At 62.1% G+C, this 18,644-nt stretch carries 19 protein-coding genes; 9 read left to right on the top strand and 10 right to left on the bottom strand.

The window, feature by feature from the left end:
• Positions 1-54 precede the first annotated feature (54 nt).
• Positions 55-363, bottom strand: coding sequence for a nucleotidyltransferase domain-containing protein (locus tag M1D78_RS13035; protein WP_437420434.1), 309 nt, complete (start codon positions 361-363; stop codon positions 55-57).
• 207 nt (positions 364-570) lie between these two features.
• On the opposite strand from M1D78_RS13035, the gene tnpB reads away from it, so the two are divergent.
• Both tnpB and tnpC read left to right on the top strand, forming a co-directional pair.
• Positions 571-930 (top strand): IS66 family insertion sequence element accessory protein TnpB, encoded by a 360-nt coding sequence (gene tnpB, locus M1D78_RS13030; RefSeq protein WP_437420433.1) that lies wholly within the window; start codon positions 571-573, stop codon positions 928-930.
• Positions 931-949: 19 nt separating this feature from the next.
• Complete coding sequence (gene tnpC, locus M1D78_RS13025; protein WP_437420432.1) at positions 950-2,488, top strand: IS66 family transposase; 1,539 nt, start codon at positions 950-952, stop codon at positions 2,486-2,488.
• Positions 2,489-2,697: 209 nt separating this feature from the next.
• Here tnpC and M1D78_RS13020 read toward each other — a convergent pair whose 3' ends face one another.
• Positions 2,698-3,105, bottom strand: coding sequence for a PA2817 family protein (locus tag M1D78_RS13020; RefSeq protein WP_437420431.1), 408 nt, complete (start codon positions 3,103-3,105; stop codon positions 2,698-2,700).
• A 377-nt stretch (positions 3,106-3,482) separates the two neighbouring features.
• Positions 3,483-5,930 (bottom strand): acyl-CoA dehydrogenase, encoded by a 2,448-nt coding sequence (locus tag M1D78_RS13015; RefSeq protein WP_437420430.1) that lies wholly within the window; start codon positions 5,928-5,930, stop codon positions 3,483-3,485.
• A gap of 638 nt (positions 5,931-6,568) precedes the next feature.
• On the opposite strand from M1D78_RS13015, the gene M1D78_RS13010 reads away from it, so the two are divergent.
• From M1D78_RS13010 to queF, 3 genes are all read left to right on the top strand, one after another.
• Positions 6,569-7,501, top strand: coding sequence for an ABC transporter ATP-binding protein (locus tag M1D78_RS13010; RefSeq protein ID WP_437420429.1), 933 nt, complete (start codon positions 6,569-6,571; stop codon positions 7,499-7,501).
• Positions 7,498-8,277 carry an ABC transporter permease gene (locus M1D78_RS13005; RefSeq protein ID WP_437420428.1) on the top strand — a complete coding sequence of 260 codons (780 nt, stop codon included), beginning with the start codon at positions 7,498-7,500 and terminating at the stop codon, positions 8,275-8,277. The genes M1D78_RS13010 and M1D78_RS13005 overlap by 4 nt, the downstream gene beginning before the upstream one ends.
• Positions 8,278-8,352: 75 nt before the next feature.
• The gene (queF, locus tag M1D78_RS13000) at positions 8,353-9,183 is read left to right on the top strand and encodes an NADPH-dependent 7-cyano-7-deazaguanine reductase QueF (protein WP_437420427.1); all 831 of its coding nucleotides are present in this window, start codon (positions 8,353-8,355) and stop codon (positions 9,181-9,183) included.
• 45 nt (positions 9,184-9,228) lie between these two features.
• Here queF and M1D78_RS12995 read toward each other — a convergent pair whose 3' ends face one another.
• Entirely contained in the window at positions 9,229-9,495 is a 267-nt protein-coding gene (locus M1D78_RS12995) for a DUF4404 family protein (RefSeq protein ID WP_437420426.1), read from the bottom strand.
• A gap of 226 nt (positions 9,496-9,721) precedes the next feature.
• Here M1D78_RS12995 and M1D78_RS12990 point away from each other — a divergent pair, with 226 nt between their 5' ends.
• On the top strand, positions 9,722-10,423 hold the full coding sequence (locus M1D78_RS12990; protein ID WP_437420425.1) for an MlaA family lipoprotein: 702 nt from the start codon (positions 9,722-9,724) through the stop codon (positions 10,421-10,423).
• An 81-nt stretch (positions 10,424-10,504) separates the two neighbouring features.
• Here the strand turns inward: M1D78_RS12990 and M1D78_RS12985 are convergent, their stop codons facing one another.
• Entirely contained in the window at positions 10,505-10,804 is a 300-nt protein-coding gene (locus tag M1D78_RS12985; RefSeq protein ID WP_437420424.1) for a PilZ domain-containing protein, read from the bottom strand.
• Positions 10,805-11,009: 205 nt separating this feature from the next.
• Here M1D78_RS12985 and rssB point away from each other — a divergent pair, with 205 nt between their 5' ends.
• Positions 11,010-12,194, top strand: coding sequence for a two-component system response regulator RssB (gene rssB, locus M1D78_RS12980; protein WP_437420423.1), 1,185 nt, complete (start codon positions 11,010-11,012; stop codon positions 12,192-12,194).
• Entirely contained in the window at positions 12,191-12,673 is a 483-nt protein-coding gene (rssC, locus tag M1D78_RS12975; RefSeq protein WP_437420422.1) for an anti-sigma factor antagonist RssC, read from the top strand. Before rssB ends, rssC begins: the two co-directional genes overlap by 4 nt.
• Before the next feature lie 33 nt (positions 12,674-12,706).
• Here the strand turns inward: rssC and tal are convergent, their stop codons facing one another.
• From tal to M1D78_RS12955, 4 genes are all read right to left on the bottom strand, one after another.
• Positions 12,707-13,633 (bottom strand): transaldolase, encoded by a 927-nt coding sequence (gene tal / locus M1D78_RS12970; RefSeq protein WP_437420421.1) that lies wholly within the window; start codon positions 13,631-13,633, stop codon positions 12,707-12,709.
• Between the two features lie 101 nt (positions 13,634-13,734).
• Positions 13,735-14,736: a tRNA dihydrouridine(20/20a) synthase DusA gene (gene dusA, locus M1D78_RS12965; RefSeq protein WP_437420420.1), complete on the bottom strand. Its 1,002-nt coding sequence runs from the start codon at positions 14,734-14,736 to the stop codon at positions 13,735-13,737.
• Between the two features lie 115 nt (positions 14,737-14,851).
• The gene (alr, locus tag M1D78_RS12960; RefSeq protein WP_437420419.1) at positions 14,852-15,940 is read right to left on the bottom strand and encodes an alanine racemase; all 1,089 of its coding nucleotides are present in this window, start codon (positions 15,938-15,940) and stop codon (positions 14,852-14,854) included.
• 205 nt (positions 15,941-16,145) lie between these two features.
• Positions 16,146-17,075, bottom strand: coding sequence for a LysR substrate-binding domain-containing protein (locus M1D78_RS12955; protein ID WP_437420418.1), 930 nt, complete (start codon positions 17,073-17,075; stop codon positions 16,146-16,148).
• A 101-nt stretch (positions 17,076-17,176) separates the two neighbouring features.
• Between M1D78_RS12955 and M1D78_RS12950 the strand changes: the two genes are divergently transcribed.
• Positions 17,177-17,881 (top strand): SDR family oxidoreductase, encoded by a 705-nt coding sequence (locus M1D78_RS12950; protein ID WP_437420417.1) that lies wholly within the window; start codon positions 17,177-17,179, stop codon positions 17,879-17,881.
• 14 nt (positions 17,882-17,895) lie between these two features.
• On the opposite strand, the gene M1D78_RS12945 is transcribed toward M1D78_RS12950, so the two are convergent.
• Positions 17,896-18,600 carry a GntR family transcriptional regulator gene (locus tag M1D78_RS12945; protein ID WP_437420416.1) on the bottom strand — a complete coding sequence of 235 codons (705 nt, stop codon included), beginning with the start codon at positions 18,598-18,600 and terminating at the stop codon, positions 17,896-17,898.
• Positions 18,601-18,644 lie beyond the last annotated feature (44 nt).

Genomic DNA, 18,644 nt, shown 5'->3' with positions numbered 1-18,644 from the left:
CAGCTGCTATTCGACGCATGGACGTGCCTCCCACAAAGGGCGGCGCTTACAGTGCTAGGAAACCTTCGGTTGTTGCAGGCAATAGAAGACCTTTCCCACCCGAGCTATGTGCTCGATGAGTTCGGGATTGTCCAAATGGCTAAAGAGCGATACGTCGAATTTGTAAGGCAAAGGAAGTTCTTCCAATAGCCACTGGATATCGAGCAAAGTTTGGTGGCTGAGGCGGTCGCCTTTGAGTACTAGATCGATATCCGAGCCAGGCCGATAGCTACCTTTGGCGCGCGAGCCATAGAGTATTGCCTCTTTCAACGAGGGGAATCGGCTGAGTACTCGCCGTATTTGATAGACGTCTGCTTCGGACAAGCCTGACTCTAGCATCTTCATTGGCTGCGCTCAGCTCGTGCCGACAAGGTTCGCTCCAACGCGCGCAACAGCGGATGATGGCGCTTTTGAATATTGTCGAGAATGGCCTCAGCTGTTTCTTCGTTAGTAAGCGCTCCATAAACCCCACCTGTCCCTAGCCTGGTGATCATTGGATGCTGAGCCCCCGTTTTCACTGGAGTTCATCCCATGATGCGTCCCGACGCCAAGGTGCAGAAGGTCTATCTCTATCCCAAGCCCGTCGACTTCCGCAAATCCATCAACGGCCTGGCCGCCCTAGTCGAGCTGGACATCAAGGTGGAGGTATTCAACCCGGTGCTGTTCGTGTTCCTCAATCGCACCCGCAGTCAGGTCAAGATCCTCTACTGGGAGCGCAATGGCTTTTGCCTGTGGCTCAAGCGCCTGGAAGCCGAGCGGTTCAAGACCAAGCCCGATGCTGGGGACGAAGCCATTGAGCTGACGGTCAACGAACTGAACTGGCTGCTCGACGGCATCGACCTGTGGCGTAACCGCCCGCACCAGGTGCTGACACCGCGTTTCGTTGCCTGAGCCGGTATAATCCGGCGCCATGAAATCTGGCGCCGATAACCTTCCCGACGATCCCGTTCTGCTCAAGCAGCTGTTGCTGTTGGCGCATGGAAAGGTGGCCCGACTCCAAGAACAGGTCGCCCTGTTGCGGCACAAACTGTTCTCGCCCAAATCCGAGCGCAGCCCTGAAGATGCCGCTTCACCGCAGTTGGCCATGTTCAACGAAGCCGAAGAACTGAGCGAAGAGCCGGTTGCTGAGGCTGTCGACGTGCAAGGTGAAGCCGAAGAAGTCGTCGCACCGGTCAAGCGTCGCGGCAAGCGCAAGCCGCTGCCGGCCAACCTGCCGCGCGTGGAAGTCATCCATGAGCTGCCCGACCACGAACTGACCTGCGCCTGCGGCGCCTGCAAACAGGTCATCGGTGAAGAAACCAGCGAGCAGCTGGAGATCATCCCGATGCAGGTGCGGGTGATCCGCCACATCCGCAAGACCTACGCCTGCAAGGCCTGCGAAGCGGCCCCGGTCACTGCTGACAAACCGGCGCAACTGATCGAGAAGAGCCTGGCCAGCCCCAGCGTGCTGGCGATGCTGCTGACCACCAAGTACGCCGACGGCATCCCGCTGTACCGCTTCGAGAAGATGCTCAGTCGCCACGGCGTCGACATCCCTCGCCAGACCCTGGCGCGCTGGGTGATCCAGAGTGGCGAACAGCTACAACCGCTGCTGAACCTGATGCACGACACGCTGCTCGACTACCCCGTGCTGCACTGCGACGAAACGCGCCTGCAGGTGCTGCATAAACCGGGACGTGATCCCACCGCGCAGTCCTGGATGTGGGTGCAAAGCGGTGGGCCGCCAGACAAGCCGGTGATCCTTTTCGACTACACGGCCAGCCGCGCGCAGGAGGTGCCGTTGCGCCTGCTCGCAGGCTACCGCGGCTACCTGATGACCGACGACTACGCCGGCTACAACGCCGTGGCCGCGCAAGAGGGCATCGAACGCCTGGCCTGCTGGGCGCATGCGCGGCGCAAGTTCGTCGAAGCGCAGAAGGTGCAGCCCAAGGGCAAGACCGGCCGTGCCGACATGGCGCTGAACCTGATCAACAAGCTCTACGGCATCGAGCGTGACCTGAAAGAGGCCAACGACAGGGAACGCCTGACCGCCCGCCAGCAACGCAGCCGGCCACTGCTCGACCAGCTCAAGGCCTGGCTGAACAAGACCCAGCCGCAAGTCGCCGGGCAGACGGCGCTGGGCAAGGCGGTGAACTACCTGGCCAGCAACTGGAGCCGGCTGGTGCGCTACGTCGAAGGTGGACATCTGCCGATCGACAACAACCGCGCGGAGAACGCCATCCGCCCGTTTGTCATCGGCCGCAAGAACTGGCTGTTCAGCGACACGCCCAAGGGCGCCACGGCCAGCGCGCAGATCTACAGCCTGATCGAAACCGCCAAGGCCAACGGCCAGGAGCCTTATGCCTGGCTGCGTTACATCCTCGAACGTTTGCCAACGGCACAGAGCGTCGAAGACTACGAAGCGCTGCTGCCGTGGAACTGCTCGCCAGCTTCTGCCTCTGCTTCCTGAAAACAAACCTCGTCCTGATGGACGGGGTTTATGGAGCGCTTACGTTGCTCATTGGTTTGGCTCCGGTGCTTTGGTCGGCGCTATCGTAACTCCGCTGAGAAACTGGCGTATGCCTATGTTGTTCAATAGCCAGGACCCTTTGACCTAGCCTGGAGGAACGTTTGGCAACGGCTAGCCTGATTGCCTCATAGGTCGCAGAACCTGTTCGATCAGTGCCGCGCGCCATCCTCGGGCATCGTTAGCAGTTGCCGTTCAAGGTTCCAGTCGAACGGCTCGTCGTTCTGCTCGGCTTCGTAGCGGCGTTCTTCCAGGCGCTGGAAGAGTTCGATTTCTTCGTCTGGCATGAAGTGCAAACAATCGCCCCCAAAGAACCAGAGCAGGTCCCGCGGGACGAGGTGGGCAATTTGCGGGTAGCGGTGGAAGACCTGGCAGATGAGGTCCTGGCCGAGGTGACGTTCGGCCGGCACGTCCTTGAGGTTCATGATCAGTTCGTCGAAGCGCTCGAGGAAAAGGGCGTGGCTTTCCTCTGAGACCTGTTCGGATTCGCCCATGGCGAGGAGGATGCCGCGCAGATGGGCGAGCAGTGCCAGGTTGTGATCGTGGTATGCGTTGGCCATGGTTCACCTGTGTCGAGTTGGGCGCGCGATTATAGGGTGCGGCGCGGTTGTAGGGCGTGTCTAGTTGACTCGTTGGTATGGGTGGGGTTCGATTTTCGAGACCGAGGGTTAAGCCAGGCGCGGGTTGTGCGGGCTTGGTTTTCCACGGCTGGAGGCCGGGGCAGCGGGATGTCGCGATGTAGCTATCAATGTAGTGTGCAGGTGTACCGGTGTTGCGACGATTAGCCAGCGCGGACCCGGCCCCTCACCCCAGCCCTCTCCCCGGAGGGGAGAGGGGGGGTGGTGCGGTTCTGCCTGCAGTTGGTTCTGGGGGTCTGTTCCGGACGTTTTCACCTAAACAGCAGGGTTCTGCTTGGTGCGTGCGGATGGGGCACGAGTTACCTCACCCGATCCGGTTGGTAGCCGAGGTCTTCCTTGGCGAAGTCGTCGACGCTGATGACTTTGCGTCTGGCGGCTTCCGCTTCAGTCAGTTGCTGGGCTTCGGCACTGTCTAGCACGCCGGCGGCGACGGCGGCATCAATGGGGTTCTCTCCGGCGACGGGCTTCACGTCGCCGCTCTTGACTGCCTTGTGCAGCTTTTTCTGCAGCGGTTGCGCAGCGACCAGCGCATCATAGGCGTCACGCAGGGCCACCAGGGCTTGGTCGCCGCGTGCCGGCCGGTACACGCCTTCGAGGATCTGTTCGAGGGCAGGATCGCCTTCGGGACGACCCAGGATAGCTGCCACTTCAGCGTCCAGTTCGTCGGACGGCCCCTTGTGCCGCGCGCCGAATGGGAAGACCAATACCTGGAGCACAACGCCGAGCAGGCGGTTCGGGAAATTGGCGAGCGTGTCGGCGAGCGCCTGTTCGGCTTTGTTCAGGCAGTCTTCGAGTGCCCAGCGCAACAGCGGCGCCTGGTCCGCCGGGTGGCCGAGGTCGTGATAGCGCTTGAGGGCGGCCGACGCCAGGTACAGATGGCTCAACACGTCCCCGAGGCGGGCGGAAAGCCGCTCGCGTCGCTTCAGTTCGCCGCCGAGCAGCATCATGGAGAGGTCGGCGAGCATGGCGAACGCTGCGGCGATGCGATCCAGGGCGCGGAAGTAGGGGCGGGTCAGGTCGTTGCCGGGCGCTTTGCCGATCAAGCCGAAGGTCAGGCCCAGCAGCAGGGTGCTGGCAGTATTGCTGACAGCGAAACCGATATGTTGCATGAGCAGCTTGTCGAACTTCACGACGGCTGCGTCGCGATCGGGTTCATGCACCAGTTCCATTTCGCGCAGCACGAACGGATGGCAGCGAATGGCGCCCTGGCCGAAGATCATCAGGTTGCGCGAAAGAATGTTCGCGCCCTCGACCGTGATGGAAATCGGCGCGGACAGCCACAGCCGGCCCAGGTAGTTGTTCGGCCCCATGATGATGCCCTTGCCGGCATGGATATCCATCGCATCGGTGACGCACGCGCGGCCACGCTCGGTGAGGTGGTACTTGAGGATGGCCGAAAGGACCGACGGCTTTTCTCCAAGGTCGACGGCGTTGGCGGTGAGGATACGGGCGCTGTCCATCAACCAGGCGTTGCCGCCGATCCGCGCCAGAGGTTCCTGGATTCCCTCGAAGGCAGCGAGTGGCACATTGAATTGTTCGCGGATGCTGGCGTAGCGGCCGGTGACGTAGCTGCATGTCTTGGCGGCGCTGACGCCAGTGGCTGGGAGCGAGATGGAGCGCCCCACAGACAGGCAGTTCATCAACATCATCCAGCCTTTGCCGATCATGTCGCGACCGCCGATGATGGCCTCCAGCGGCACGAATACGTCTTTGCCCCAGTTCGGGCCGTTCATGAAGGCTGCGCCGAGGGGCAGGTGGCGGCGGCCGATCTCGACGCCGGAGGTGTCGGTGGGAATCAGGGCGAGGCTGATCCCCAGTTCCTCCTCGTCGCCGAGCAGGTGTTCCGGGTCGTATGTCTTGAACGCCACTCCGAGCAGCGTCGCGACTGGGCCAAGCGTGATGTAGCGCTTCTCCCAATTCAGGCGCAGGCCGATTACTTCTTCGCCTTGCCACTGGCCCTTGCAGATGACGCCCGTGTCGTTCATCGCGCCCGCGTCTGAGCCGGCATAGGGGCCGGTCAGGGCGAAGCAGGGTATGTCAGTGCCCTTGGCCAGGCGCGGCAGGTAATGGTTGCGCTGCTCGTCAGTGCCGTAGTGCATGAGCAATTCGGCCGGGCCGAGCGAGTTGGGCACCATGACGGTTGTCGCCAGGTCGCCGCTACGGGTCGCGAGCTTCATCACGATCTGCGAATGCGCATAGGCGGAAAAGCCCTTGCCGCCGTATTCCTTCGGGATGATCAGTGCGAAGAAGCCTTCGGCCTTGATGTAGTCCCAGGCCTCCTGCGGCAGATCCAGGCGCTGGCCGATCTCCCAGTCGCTGACCATGGCGCAGAGTGTTTCAGTCGGGCCGTCGAGAAAGGCTTGTTCTTCATCGGTGAGCCGGGCCTTTGGATAGTTGAGCAGGACGTCCCAGTCGGGCTTGCCGCTGAACAGTTGGCCATCCCACCAGACAGTGCCGGCGTCGATGGCATCGCGCTCGGTATCCGAAATGGGAGGTAAGACTTTCTTGAACCAATCGAACATGGGGCCGCTGAAGTGTTTGATACGCAGATCAGGTATTAGCAGCGGGACGGCGATCGCCGCGAACACCAACCAGAGAATAATCATCAGCCAGGCCGGCGTTTCATAGGCCGCTCCCATCAGCGACAGGTAGGCCGCGACCATGATCAACGCCGGGACGGGTGAGACGCGCAGGTGGGCGATGACGGCGATACCGACCAGGAGAACGAGCAGCCAGAGCAGGGTCATGAGCATTTCCTTGTTGAGCGGATGGCGTCCTGTTCGAGCATAGGCACTGTGCCCACGGCGGTGAAGGGACTGTTTGCCGCGATTGGTTTCAGATAATGACCGGAACGGTGGGGGCGAGTTCTGGTTTGGGGCTGATGTAGGTGCCTCGCCGCGGATCTAGGCTTTTGGGCTTGAGTGGTTGCAATTCACCGCGGGGTCGCGGTTCCCACGGAAGCGGCGTCTAGGATTGGACTTTTGTAGGAGCCCCGCCCTCGGGGCGAAGCCTTTTAGGCTTGAGTGGTTGGAGTTCGCCGCGGGGTCGCGGCTCCCACAGAAGCGGCGTGCGGGATTGGGCTTTGTAGGAGCCCCGCCCTCGGGGCGAAGCCTTTTAGGCTTGAGTGGTTGGAGTTCGCCGCGGGGTCGCGGCTCCCACGGAAGCGGCGTGTAGGATTGGACTTTTGTAGGAGCCCCGCCCTCGGGGCGAAGCCTTTTAGGCTTGAGTGGTTGGAGTTCGCCGCCGGGGCGCGGTGCCTACGGAAGCGGCGTGTGGGATTCTTTTGCAGGAGCCCTCCTCGGGGCGAGCTCGCGCTGATGTGGTTGTAATTGCCCTGTCCTGCCCTTATGTACTGCAGATCCCTCCAGCGTTGCGTGCATGTTCTATGACTACCGCTTTGTCCATCCGGCAGTTGACCAAGACTTACGGAAACGGCTTTCAGGCCCTCAAAGGTATCGACCTCGATGTGGCCGAAGGTGATTTCTTTGCGCTGCTCGGCCCCAACGGCGCGGGCAAGTCCACCACGATCGGTATCCTTTCCACGCTTGTGAACAAGTCCGGCGGCACGGTCAATGTATTCGGCCGTGACCTGGATCGCGACCCCGGCGGCCTCAAACGCTGCTTGGGGGTAGTGCCGCAGGAGTTCAACTTCAACCAGTTCGAGAAGGCATTCGACATTCTCATCACCCAGGCCGGCTACTACGGCATCCCGGCGAAAGTCGCCAAGGAGCGCGCCGAGCAATACCTCAATCAGTTGGGCCTGTGGGATAAGCGTGATGTCTCGTCCCGCATGCTGTCCGGCGGCATGAAGCGGCGCCTGATGATCGCGCGTGCGCTGATCCACCGGCCTCGCTTGCTGATTCTCGACGAGCCTACGGCGGGCGTGGACATTGAATTGCGCCGCTCGATGTGGTCGTTCCTCACCGAACTCAACCGCGAGGGCATCACCATCATCCTGACCACGCACTACCTGGAAGAAGCCGAACAGCTGTGCCGCAACATCGGCATCATCGACCACGGCCAGATCGTACGGAACACCAGCATGCGTGAGCTGCTCAAGCAGCTGCATGTCGAAACCTTTCTGCTCGATCTCAAGGAGTCGCAGCTGGTGCCGCCGGAGCTAGGGGCCTACCCGGCGCGCCTGGTCGACCACCATACGCTCGAGGTGCAGGTCGAGAAGAGCCAGGGCGTGACCGAGCTGTTTCGTATGCTTTCGGCGCAGGGCATCGAGGTGCTGAGTTTGCGTAACAAGACCAACCGGCTGGAGGAGCTGTTCGTGTCGATGGTGGAAAACAACCTGCCCAAGGTGGCCCAATGAACGCAGAATTCCGCCCGAACCTCGTTGCCCTGCAGACTATCGTCCACCGCGAAATTCGTCGTTACACCCGTATCTGGCCGCAAACGCTGTTGCCCCCGGCGATCACGATGGTGTTGTACTTCGTAATCTTCGGCAATCTCATCGGTGAGCGCATCGGCGAGATGGATGGCTTCACCTACATGCAATACATCGTGCCGGGCCTGATCATGATGTCTGTGATCACCAACTCGTACAGCAACGTGGTGTCGAGCTTCTTCAGCAGCAAATTCCAACGCTCGATCGAGGAGCTGCTGGTCTCTCCAGTTTCCCCGCACGTGATCCTTATCGGCTTCGCGCTCGGTGGTATCACTCGCGGTCTGGCTGTAGCGGTGATCGTCACCCTGCTGTCGATGTTCTTTACCGACCTGCAGGTGCATCACCTGGGCGTGACGCTTCTTGTGATTACGTTGACCTCGACGATCTTCGCGCTGGGCGGCTTCATTAACGCCGTGTTCGCGCGCAACTTCGACGACATTTCGATCATCCCGACTTTCGTCCTCACGCCGCTGACCTACCTGGGAGGGGTGTTCTACTCGATCCACCTGCTGTCGCCGTTCTGGCAGACCCTGTCGCTGGCCAACCCCATCCTGCACATGGTCAACGCCTTCCGCTACGGCATCCTTGGCGTATCGGACATCCGCATCGGCACCGCCATCAGCTTCATGCTGGTCGCGGCCATATTGATGTACCTCTTCTCGATCCGCCTGCTGACCAGTGGGCGCGGGATGCGCCAGTAACAGTACCGCCGGGTGCGGTGATAAACGCAGCGCAACCCGATACACTGTTGGCCGTTTTTCGTACAGGTTCCCACCATGCAGCATCCCGCCGAACATTCGCCGCTGGGCAAGACGAGCGCCTATGTCGCGACCTACAGCCCCGAACAACTCTTTCCCATCCCGCGCGCGCCCAAGTGGGCCGAGCTGGGGCTGACTGCCGAAACATTGCCCTATCGCGGCGTGGATATCTGGGACTGTTACGAGTTGTCCTGGCTGCTGCCGTCGGGCAAGCCGGTGGTCGCCATTGGTGAGTTCAGCATCCCGGCCGATTCGCCGAACATCATCGAATCGAAGTCGTTCAAGCTTTATTTGAACTCGCTCAACCAATCCTGCTTCGAGAATTCTGAAGTGCTGGTTGAGGTGATGACGCGCGACCTGTCAGCAGCAGCAGGCAAGACCGTTGGCGTCAGGCTGAGGACGCTGGCCGAGGTGGCGGCGGAGGGCATCGCACTGCCTGCCGGCATCTGTATCGACGCGTTGGACGTGGCGATCGACAACTACGACTCACCGCGCGCTGCCCTGCTGCGCTGCGAGCCGGGTCGACAGGTGGAGGAGTGCGTTTACAGCCATCTCCTCAAGTCCAACTGCCCGGTGACCGGCCAGCCTGACTGGGGCACGGTGGTTATCGATTACAAGGGGGCCGCGCTGGATCATGCGAGCCTGTTGGCCTACCTAGTGAGCTTCCGTCAGCATGCGGATTTCCACGAGCAGTGTGTCGAGCGCATCTTTCTCGATCTTCAGCGCTTGCTCGAACCGCAACGGCTCACTGTGCATGCCCGCTACGTGCGCCGGGGCGGGTTGGACATCAACCCCTACCGCAGCACCGAAGCGCTGACGCCCGACAACGGCCGCTTGGTCCGCCAGTAAGTGAACGCGCGGACGACGCTCGTCTTCCGCGCCGTCTCCTTTCCTTTAAATACCCATGTTCGCCAGCGTCTGCATGATGTTGCGCAGCGTCATGGCGGTATTCGGATGGCTGGCCTCGAAGCGCTCGACCGCCAGGTTAACGCCATCGACGAGCGAATCGTTCTGGTCGACCATCTCCTGATTGGAGAGGCGCAACTCGATGTCCCGCGCGATAAGTTGCAACTCCTCGCGCTCTTCTTCAGTCAGCGGCGTGTCCTGCGCCAGTTGACTGCGCAACTCGAGCAATTGCGACTGCAGGTCATGTTCCGACATCGTGCTTCCCTCTATTGTTGGTGCCATCTCGTAAGGCCGGTGGCCATGTTTCAAGCCTAAACCAGCAAGCCAGGCCTGTCTGTTTCGATAGGCTACGCCCGGGCGAGTTCGTTGCGCTGTTTGCCAACCGATTGTGGGCGTGACTGACGGCTGACGGCAGGCGTCGGAAAGGCCTTATACTGCTGCGCTTTCACGGCAGCCCGCACTCGGACAAGAGGATGCAGCGATGCGATCGATCGGCAAGGAATGGTTCGGTTATTTCAGGCTCACGCTGGTAGCGGCGTTGGCCATGCTAGGGGCGACCTCGTCGTTCGCCGCAGAAGAAGACCCTTGGGAGGGCGTTAATCGCGTGGTGTTGCGCTTCAACGACACCATCGACACCTACACCCTCAAGCCGTTGGCGAAGGGTTACCAGAAGGTAACGCCTGACATCCTCGAAACCGGCATCGGCAACGTGTTCAGCAATCTTGGTGACGTTGTGGTGCTGACCAACGACCTGCTGCAAGGCAAGGTCCGCGACGCGGGCATCGACACCAGCCGCATCCTGTTCAACACCACCTTCGGTGTGCTGGGTTTCTTCGATGTCGCAACGCCCATGGGGTTGCAGAAGAACGATGAGGATTTCGGCCAGACGCTCGGCGCCTGGGGATTGGGTAGCGGGCCCTATGTCGTGCTGCCGTTGCTCGGCCCGAGCACCGTGCGCGACGCCGCCGGCCGTGTGCCCGATTCGTTCCTGCAGCCCTATCCGCACATCGACCACATCCCGACCCGCAACGTGACACGCGCCGTGAACGTGGTCGACTTGCGCGCCGAGCTGCTGTCGGCCGAGCGGATGATCACCGGTGATCGCTACATCTTCATCCGCAACGCCTACCTGCAGAACCGTGAGTTCCGAGTGCAGGATGGCCAGGTCGAAGACGACTTCTGACGGGCACGGTAAACAGCTTGAAACAAAACGGGAGCGCCAAGCGCTCCCGTTTTTTTTTGCCATCCTCGAGCGAGGCTTACCTCAACTCATTGACAGGATGCTCAGCCCCAGGCTCTGGCGGCCGTCCTCGTGGGTGCCGACGCGCACCACCTCGGTTTCGGCGTCCAGCCCTTTCAACTCGGCATGCTCGGACGGGATCTGCACCCGCACCTTGTCACCCATGCTCAGCTGTGCAGCCGTGAGCACCTGCATCCCGGTACTCGACAGGTCCTGACACACGCCCTGAAACGTCTGGCCGGCGTGGATCAGCGTCACGGTCGTATCGACCTGCATGCGGATGAAGTCTCGTTTCTCGCTGTAGTCCCGATCGCGCTGGGTCATGGTTTCGTCCTTTAACTACTGTGGCCCCCGGGCCCTTATAACGCTCGCGAATCGAGGCTGTAAAGCAGCGCTTCGGGCGCCTGCGTCTGGCTTGAAACGCATGTCGTATGGGAGTACCGTCTGCGCCTTGAAAAGATCCCATGCCCAGCGCCCGCGCGGGGCTGATGCTCTCGCCAACATCCTGGCGATACCGCCTGGTAGGACCATGCAGAACCCAAGCGCGACGCTGCTGATCATTGATGACGACGACGTAGTGCGAGCCAGCCTGGCTGCCTATCTGGACGACAGCGGATTCAGGGTTCTGCAGGCGCCCAACGGGCCACGCGGCATGGAGCTGTTCGATACCGAGCACCCCGATCTGGTGATCTGCGACCTGCGCATGCCGCAAATGGACGGGCTGGAGCTGATCCGCCTGGTGACTGAACGCCAAGCCGATCTGCCGGTGATCGTCGTCTCCGGTGCCGGGGTGATGAGCGATGCCGTCGAGGCGCTGCGCCTCGGCGCGGCCGACTATCTGATCAAGCCCCTGGAAGATCTGGCCATGCTCGAGCACTCGGTACGGCGTGCGCTGGATCGTTCGCGGTTGCGGTTGGAGAACCGTCGCTATCGCGAGCAGCTTGAAACGGCAAATCGTGACCTGCAGGCCAGCCTGCATCTGCTACAGGAAGATCAGGACGCGGGCCGTCAGGTGCAGATGAATATGCTGCCTGACACTCCCTACGGCATCGACGACTTTCATTTCGCGCATCAGATCATTCCGTCGCTTTACCTGTCGGGAGACTTTGTCGACTACTTCCGCGTCGACGAGCACCGCATCGGCTTCTACCTGGCCGATGTCTCCGGCCACGGCGCTTCGTCCGCGTTCGTGACCGTGCTGTTGAAGTTCATGACGACACGGCTGCTCTACGAGTCGCGGCGCGGCGGCGCGCTGCGCGAGTTCAAGCCGTCCGAGGTACTCGACCACATCAATCGCGGCCTGATCAATTGCAAGCTCGGCAAGCACGTGACCATGCTCGGCGGCGTGATCGATCAGGAGCGCAACCTGCTGCACTACAGCATTGGTGGCCATCTGCCGATGCCGGTGCTCTTTACCGATGGCCAGGCGCGTTACCTCGAAGGCCGGGGCCTGCCGGTTGGCCTGTTCGCCGAAGCGACCTACGATAACTACGAGATAGAGCTGCCAGCTTCGTTCAGCCTGACGCTGCTTTCCGATGGCATCTTGGACCTTTTGCCCGGCGAGACGCTCAAAGCGAAGGAGGCGGGATTGCCTGGGCTTGTCGCCAAAGCGGGCGGCACGCTCAAGGGGTTGCGCGAGGTATTCGGCCTGGCTGGTCTTGAAGACATGCCGGATGACATCGCATTGCTGGTATTGAGCAGGAACCTTGCATGAGCATGGGTACGATCCAGTTCGCAGAACAGGATGGGACCTTCGTCCTGAAGTTCGTCGGTGAGATCCGTTTGACGCTCTGTTCTGCGCTGGACGCGACGATCGAGAAGATCTTCTCGTCGCTCAACTTCTCGGCGATCGTTATCGATCTCACCGAGAGCCGCAGCATTGACAGCACCACCCTTGGCCTGCTGGCTAAGCTGTCGATCCTTTCGCGGCAAAAGGTCGGCATGTTGCCGACCCTGGTCACCACCCACGAAGACATCACCCGCCTGCTCCAATCCATGGGGTTCGACCAGGTGTTCAATATCGTCGACCAGCCGTTGCCAACGCCTGACCAACTCGCCGACCTACCGAGCCAGGATCAGTCCGAAGAGGTGGTGAAGGGCAAGGTGCTTGAGGCTCATCGCATCCTGATGAGCCTCAACGAGTCCAACCGCGAGGCCTTTCGCGACCTCGTAACGGCGCTGGAGCGCTCCTGACTGTCATTTCGGACTACAGCTGAGCTTGAGCGACTACAGCTTGGTCGGCAGCAGCGCTTCGAGCTTTTCCTGATCCCGTGCGAACTGGCGGATGCCTTCGGCGAGCTTCTCGGTTGCCATCGCGTCCTCGTTCAGCCCCCAGCGGAAGTTGATTTCATCCATCGCGATACGCGGTTCGGTCGCGCGACCTGGTTCGAGTGCACGCGCCAGCGGCCCCTCCATGTCAGACAGCTGCCCCAGTAGTTCCGGGCTGATGGTCAGGCGATCGCAGCCGGCCAACGCCTCGATCTGGCCAACGTTGCGGAAGCTGGCGCCCATGACGACCGTTTTGAAGTCGTTGCCCTTGTAGTAGTCATAGATGCGGCTGACCGACTGCACGCCCGGGTCTTCCGCCCCTGCGAAGTCGCGGCCTTCATGCTTTTTGTACCAGTCGTAGATGCGGCCCACGAACGGCGAGATCAGGAATACGCCCGCATCGGCGCAGGCCACGGCCTGGGTGAAGGAAAACAGCAGGGTGAGGTTGGTTTGGATGCCGGATTTTTCCAGCTGCTCGGCTGCACGAATGCCTTCCCAGGTCGAGGCGAGCTTGATCAGTACGCGGTCGCGGGAAACGCCGGCTTTCTCGTATAGGCCGATCAGGCGCTCGCCGCGCTGCACCATCGCCTTGGCATCGAACGACAGACGCGCATCGACTTCGGTGGAGATCCGCCCAGGGATCAGCTTGAGCACTTCCTGCCCCACGGCCACCGCGAACAGGTCGCAACCCAGCCCGATATCGCCTTTGCAGCCAGACATTGCCGCCTGTAGGTGCTCGGCGTAGCGCGGCAGGTTCGCAGCCTTGAGCAGCAGCGACGGATTGGTGGTGGCGTCCACCGGTTTCAAGCGGGCAATGGCGTCGAGGTCACCGGTATCGGCGACAACGGTGGTGAATTGCTTGAGTTGTTCCAGCTTGGATGTCATGGGGCGCTCTATCCTCTGAGGTTGCGTTTCGCCGCGGCGGGCTGGGTGGAGCCGGTTACGGACAGCACTTGGATCGAAAAAGATCCGGCGTGTTCCTCGCTTCAGCGACCTTCCAACAAGCCGATCGCCTGGTCAAGCAAGGCCAGCGGCTCGTCAGTCTTGTGGACGTCTACCGATAGCAACTGGCGGAAGCGTCGCGCGCCTGGGAAGCCCTGCGCAAGGCCCAGTACATGACGCGTGACGTGGTGCATCGAGCCGCCGCTTTCTAGGTGCTGCTCGATGTACGGGCGCATGCGCAGCAGCGCATCGGCGCGGCTAATGGGACGTACATCGCAGCCGAAAAGCCGGGCGTCGACCTGCGCGAGCAGGTAGGGGTTGTGATAGGCCTCGCGCCCGAGCATGACGCCGTCGAGTTCTTGCAGGTGCGCTTCGCACTCGTCGAGCGTTTTGATGCCGCCGTTGAGGATGATCTCCAGCTGCGGGAAGTCCGCCTTCAGCTGCCGGACGACTTCATAGCGAAGCGGCGGAACCTCGCGGTTTTCCTTCGGTGACAATCCTTCAAGGATGGCGATGCGCGCATGCACCGTGAAACTGCGGCAGCCGGCTGCGTGCACCTGGCCGACGAAATCACGCAGCTGCGCGTAGCTGTCGCGGCCGTTGATGCCGATCCGGTGCTTGACGGTCACCTCGATGCCCACCGCATCCTGCATGGCCTTGATGCAGTCGGCGACCAGCGCCGGGTGGGCCATCAAGCAGGCGCCGATCATGTTGTTCTGGACGCGATCACTGGGGCAACCGACGTTGAGGTTGACCTCGTCATAGCCGGCGGCCTCGGCCATCTTCGCGCAAGCGGCCAGATCGGCCGGCACGCTGCCGCCCAGCTGGAGCGCTAGGGGATACTCCGCCTCGTCGTGGCGCAGGAAGCGTTCGGCATCGCCGTTGATCAGCGCGCCGGTGGTGACCATTTCGGTGTAGAGCAGGGCGTGGCGTGACAGCTGGCGCAGGAAGAAGCGGCAATGACGGTCCGTCCAGTCCATCATCGGTGCCACGCTGAAGCGGCGCGAAGGGGAAGGGCGCAGGGTGGGGTTTTGCGGGCTATTCATAGGGTGTCCGGCTGATCGTGCGGGCTGGCCGTGCCGAAGCGCGCTGAAAAGGCGGGCATTTTATCAGCAGTGCTAATACCGCGCCCGAACAAGTCGGGTGCTGACCCGCCGTGCGTCAGACACCCGAATAGCTTCTGCGGACACGCTTGAGATTGCAGAACAGTTGATAGGGGATGGTGCTGGCGCGCTGCGCCACGTCGTTGACCGAGACCTGGCGGCCCCAGAGTTCGACCGCGCTGCCGACCCCAGCGTTGGGCAGGTCGGTCACGTCGACGGTCAACATGTCCATCGAGACGCGCCCGATCAGACGGGTCAGCGTGCCATCGACGGCCACCGGCGTGCCGGTCGGTGCGTGGCGGGGGTAGCCGTCGGCATAGCCCATCGCGACCACACCGACCCGGGTCGGGCGCTCAGTGACGAAGCGCGCGCCATACCCGACCGCTTCGCCAGCTGGAAGCTCGCGCGTGGAGATGATTTTGGAGGTCAGGGTCATAACCGGTTGGAGTTGGTCGGCCAACGGTTGCGGTGCATCGAAGGGGCTGGCGCCGTAAAGCATGATCCCGGGTCGCAGCCAGTCGTGGCGGCCTTGGACGGCAAGCACTTGACGCCAGCCGAGCAGCGAGGGTGAATTGCACAGGCTGACCTCCGCCTCGAGCGATTGCCGGGTACGCTCGATGCACGTCAGTTGCTTCGGGGTGGCCGGCTCGTCCAGCTCGTCGGCCTGAGCGAAATGGCTCATCAGCACCAGCTTTTCGACGTTGCGGCTCATGCGCAGGCGTTGCCAACCCTGTTCGAACTGCTTGGGATCCAGCCCGACACGATGCATCCCTGAATCGAGCTTGACCCAGCAGGTCAGCGGCGCCTGCAAGCGCGCGCGTTCGATCGCCTCGACTTGCCAAGTTGCATGCACGACGCACCACAGCCGGTGCTCTGCCAAGAGCGCCAGTTCGTCCGGCTCGAAGATGCCCTCGAGCAACAGAATCGGCGCGCGGATGCCGGCCTGGCGCAGCTCCAGCGCCTCCTCGATGCAGGCGACTGCGAACCCGTCGGCGTCTGGCTCCAACGCCTGGGCGCAGCGAACGGCGCCGTGGCCGTAGGCGTCCGCCTTAATTACCGCCAGCGCACGTGCCTGACCTGTTTGGCGGGCAAAACGGTAGTTGGCGCGCAGGGCATCGAGATCGATCAGGGCGTGGGCTGGGCGCATGGCAGGGTCTCCAGTGGCGGTCACGCTCGCGCTCGGCGTGCCGCCTGTTCGAATGGCTCGCGGCAGCATCTGCTCGCCGACGAAGTGCCGGCGAAGTGTAGAAAAGTGCCGATAGGTAAGTTCGCTATTTATGAGCGCCTGTTTGGAGATTACCGCTTCGAACCGTCCGTTCATCAGGGGCGTCGGCATCGCCTGGGCTCATCAATCAATGGATATCCCTATCCGCCGCCTGTGCCTCATCGATCAGCCAGCCGATCACCTTGCCTGCTGGCGAGTCGGCAGGTGCCGGGCTGGCTGTGAGCAGGTAGAAGCCGGCACCGACATCCAGCTCACAGGCGCCCTGAACAGCCAGCACAAGGCTGCCACGCGCCAGCCCATCCTCGACCAGCAGGCGCGGCGCCAAGGCTACACCCAGACCCTGTTCAGCAGCCTCGATGGCCAGGCTGGTTTGCGTGAACACCGGGCCTGCGCCGCCGTTAGGCGTGCCCTGGGCAAAGGCATCGAACCATGGCGCCCAGCGGTTGTGTCCATCTGTAATCAGCGGTGCATGCGCAAGGTCCCCAGCGCTGGTCAGGCCGTGCTGCGTGACGAGCGCGGGCGCACAGACCGGCACCAGGCGCGCGTGAAGCAGGTGTCGACTGTGCGCGTCGGGAAAAGGCGGGCTGGCCCAGCGAATTGCCAGGTCCACGCGCCCCGGCCCCTTGAGCGGGCGGGTGGTGTTGGAGGCATCGATCATCAAAGCGATATCGGGATGTGCCTCGGCCAGGCGCGTCAGGCGGGGGATCAGCCAGCGGCTGGCGAAGGAGGGCGTGGTGCTCAGCGTCAGGCGGTTCTCGCCTTCGCTGCTGGCAGCCACCAGCTCGCGCGTCGCTTCCTCGACCACACCCATCGCCAGGCGGATACGGTTGGCGTAGTCGAGCGCGGCGGGCGTCGGCTCCAGGCCGCGGGCATGCCGGCGAAACAGCGCGCAGCGCAATTCGGCCTCCAGGGCGCGTACCTGTTGCGCAATGGCTCCCTGCGTCAGATGCATTTCATCGGCCGCCGCCCGAAAGCTGCCGAGCCGCACACTGGCCTCGAAGGCGAGCAGGTGATGCAGGTTCGGTAGTGACCCCTGGCGGGCTCCCCATCGTTTCACTCGGAAGTTTTCCTACTGGCTGGCAGTGTTACAGATGATTGGTCAACGCTGGTCAGAGCCGTTGAAATAAGCGCATTCAGGCTATGTTGAGGAGGCGCGGCATGACAAGCAGGAAAGTAGCAGTGATCACGGCCGGCGGTAGTGGCATCGGCGCGGGGGCGGCGCGCGCGCTCGCGGAGGACGGTTATGAGATTGGCATCCTGTCTTCATCGGGCCGCGGCGAAGCCCTGGCGCGCGAGTTGGGCGGCATTGGGGTGACCGGCTCCAACCAATCCAACGAAGACATCAAGCGTTTGATCGACGAGGTCGAGGCTCGCTGGGGGCGCATTGATGTGCTGGTCAACAGCGCCGGGCACGGTCCGCGGGCAGATTTGCTGGAAATTACCGACGAGCAATGGCAAGGCGGCATGGACGTATATTTCCTCAGCGCCGTGCGCCCGACCCGGCTGGTGGTGCCGCTGATGCTGAAGCAGAAGGGCGGCGTGATCATCAACGTCTCGAGCTTCTCGGCCTTCGAGCCCGACCCGACGTTCCCGACGTCCAGCGTTTTCCGCGCGGGTTTGGCGGCCTATACGAAGCTGTTCGCTGACCGCTACGCGGCCGACAATATCCGCATGAACAACGTATTGCCCGGCTTTATCGACAGCCTGCCGGAGACGGCCGAACGCCGTGAACGTATCCCCATGCAGCGCTACGGCAAGGTCGAGGAAATGGCGGCGGTGATTCGCTTCCTGGCCTCGCAGGGCGGCGGCTACATCACAGGCCAGAACCTGCGGGTGGACGGTGGCATCACCCGCTCGATCTGATTGGCGGCGTCCGGCTAGAGCTTCATCGACTCGGTAAGGTTCTGCTGCATGTAGTCGAGGAAGCGGCGCTGGAACAGCATCGTGTGCTCATGGGCAGCGCGCTCCGCGGCTTCGGCATCCCGGGCGCGGATGGCCTCGACGATTTCGTCGTGATCGCGCCCGAGGCGGTTGGAGCTGGCTGTGCTCATGATGAAATCGAAGTGCAGGTGTTGCAGCCGTTGGCCTTCGTCGAGCAGCTTCTCGTAGTAGCTGGTGAGGTAGGGATTACGTCCGGCACGGGCAATAGCCAGGTGAAATTCCCGGTTCAGCTCGGTCATCAGCTGGAAATCCCCCTTGTTGATCGAGGCCATGTAGGCATCGCTCGCCTGGCCAATCCGATCGATATCGTCGGGCGTGCCCTGCAGCGCGGCGAGCCGGGTTACGGCTCGCTGGATCAAGTCCAGCGCAGCGATGTAGTTGGGAAATTCGTCGATCTCGAAGGGTGTGACCAGCGTCGTTCGGTTCGGAAGGATGGTGACCAGCCCTTCGGTGACCAGCCGGGCAAGGGCGTCGCGCACGGGCGAGCGTGACAGGCCGAACTGTGCGGCCAACGACACCTCGTCCAGCGGTGCACCGGGCTTCAGTTTCAGCGTGAGGATCTGCTTGCGCAGCTCATCGTAGATGTAGCGGCCACCGTGGCGGCGCGCCTTGGGCTCGGGTTTCACTGCCAAATCATTCATCAGGGCTTCTCTGCGTACGGTTGCGCGACGGCACTAATCGTCCG

The sequence above is a fragment of the Pseudomonas sp. SA195 genome (assembly GCF_054131565.1).
Note: the sequence above shows the minus strand (reverse complement) of the source record. Positions and strands in the feature narration are given on the sequence as shown.

Coding starts and splice junctions, on each gene's coding strand:
- tnpB (WP_437420433.1), top strand. CDS start 571: ATGATGCGTCCCGACGCCAAGGTGCAGAAGGTCTATCTCTATCCCAAG.
- tnpC (WP_437420432.1), top strand. CDS start 950: ATGAAATCTGGCGCCGATAACCTTCCCGACGATCCCGTTCTGCTCAAG.
- M1D78_RS13020 (WP_437420431.1), bottom strand. CDS start 3,105: ATGGCCAACGCATACCACGATCACAACCTGGCACTGCTCGCCCATCTG.
- M1D78_RS13015 (WP_437420430.1), bottom strand. CDS start 5,930: ATGACCCTGCTCTGGCTGCTCGTTCTCCTGGTCGGTATCGCCGTCATC.
- M1D78_RS13010 (WP_437420429.1), top strand. CDS start 6,569: ATGACTACCGCTTTGTCCATCCGGCAGTTGACCAAGACTTACGGAAAC.
- M1D78_RS13005 (WP_437420428.1), top strand. CDS start 7,498: ATGAACGCAGAATTCCGCCCGAACCTCGTTGCCCTGCAGACTATCGTC.
- queF (WP_437420427.1), top strand. CDS start 8,353: ATGCAGCATCCCGCCGAACATTCGCCGCTGGGCAAGACGAGCGCCTAT.
- M1D78_RS12995 (WP_437420426.1), bottom strand. CDS start 9,495: ATGTCGGAACATGACCTGCAGTCGCAATTGCTCGAGTTGCGCAGTCAA.
- M1D78_RS12990 (WP_437420425.1), top strand. CDS start 9,722: ATGCGATCGATCGGCAAGGAATGGTTCGGTTATTTCAGGCTCACGCTG.
- M1D78_RS12985 (WP_437420424.1), bottom strand. CDS start 10,804: ATGACCCAGCGCGATCGGGACTACAGCGAGAAACGAGACTTCATCCGC.
- rssB (WP_437420423.1), top strand. CDS start 11,010: ATGCAGAACCCAAGCGCGACGCTGCTGATCATTGATGACGACGACGTA.
- rssC (WP_437420422.1), top strand. CDS start 12,191: ATGAGCATGGGTACGATCCAGTTCGCAGAACAGGATGGGACCTTCGTC.
- tal (WP_437420421.1), bottom strand. CDS start 13,633: ATGACATCCAAGCTGGAACAACTCAAGCAATTCACCACCGTTGTCGCC.
- dusA (WP_437420420.1), bottom strand. CDS start 14,736: ATGAATAGCCCGCAAAACCCCACCCTGCGCCCTTCCCCTTCGCGCCGC.
- alr (WP_437420419.1), bottom strand. CDS start 15,940: ATGCGCCCAGCCCACGCCCTGATCGATCTCGATGCCCTGCGCGCCAAC.
- M1D78_RS12950 (WP_437420417.1), top strand. CDS start 17,177: ATGACAAGCAGGAAAGTAGCAGTGATCACGGCCGGCGGTAGTGGCATC.
- M1D78_RS12945 (WP_437420416.1), bottom strand. CDS start 18,600: ATGAATGATTTGGCAGTGAAACCCGAGCCCAAGGCGCGCCGCCACGGT.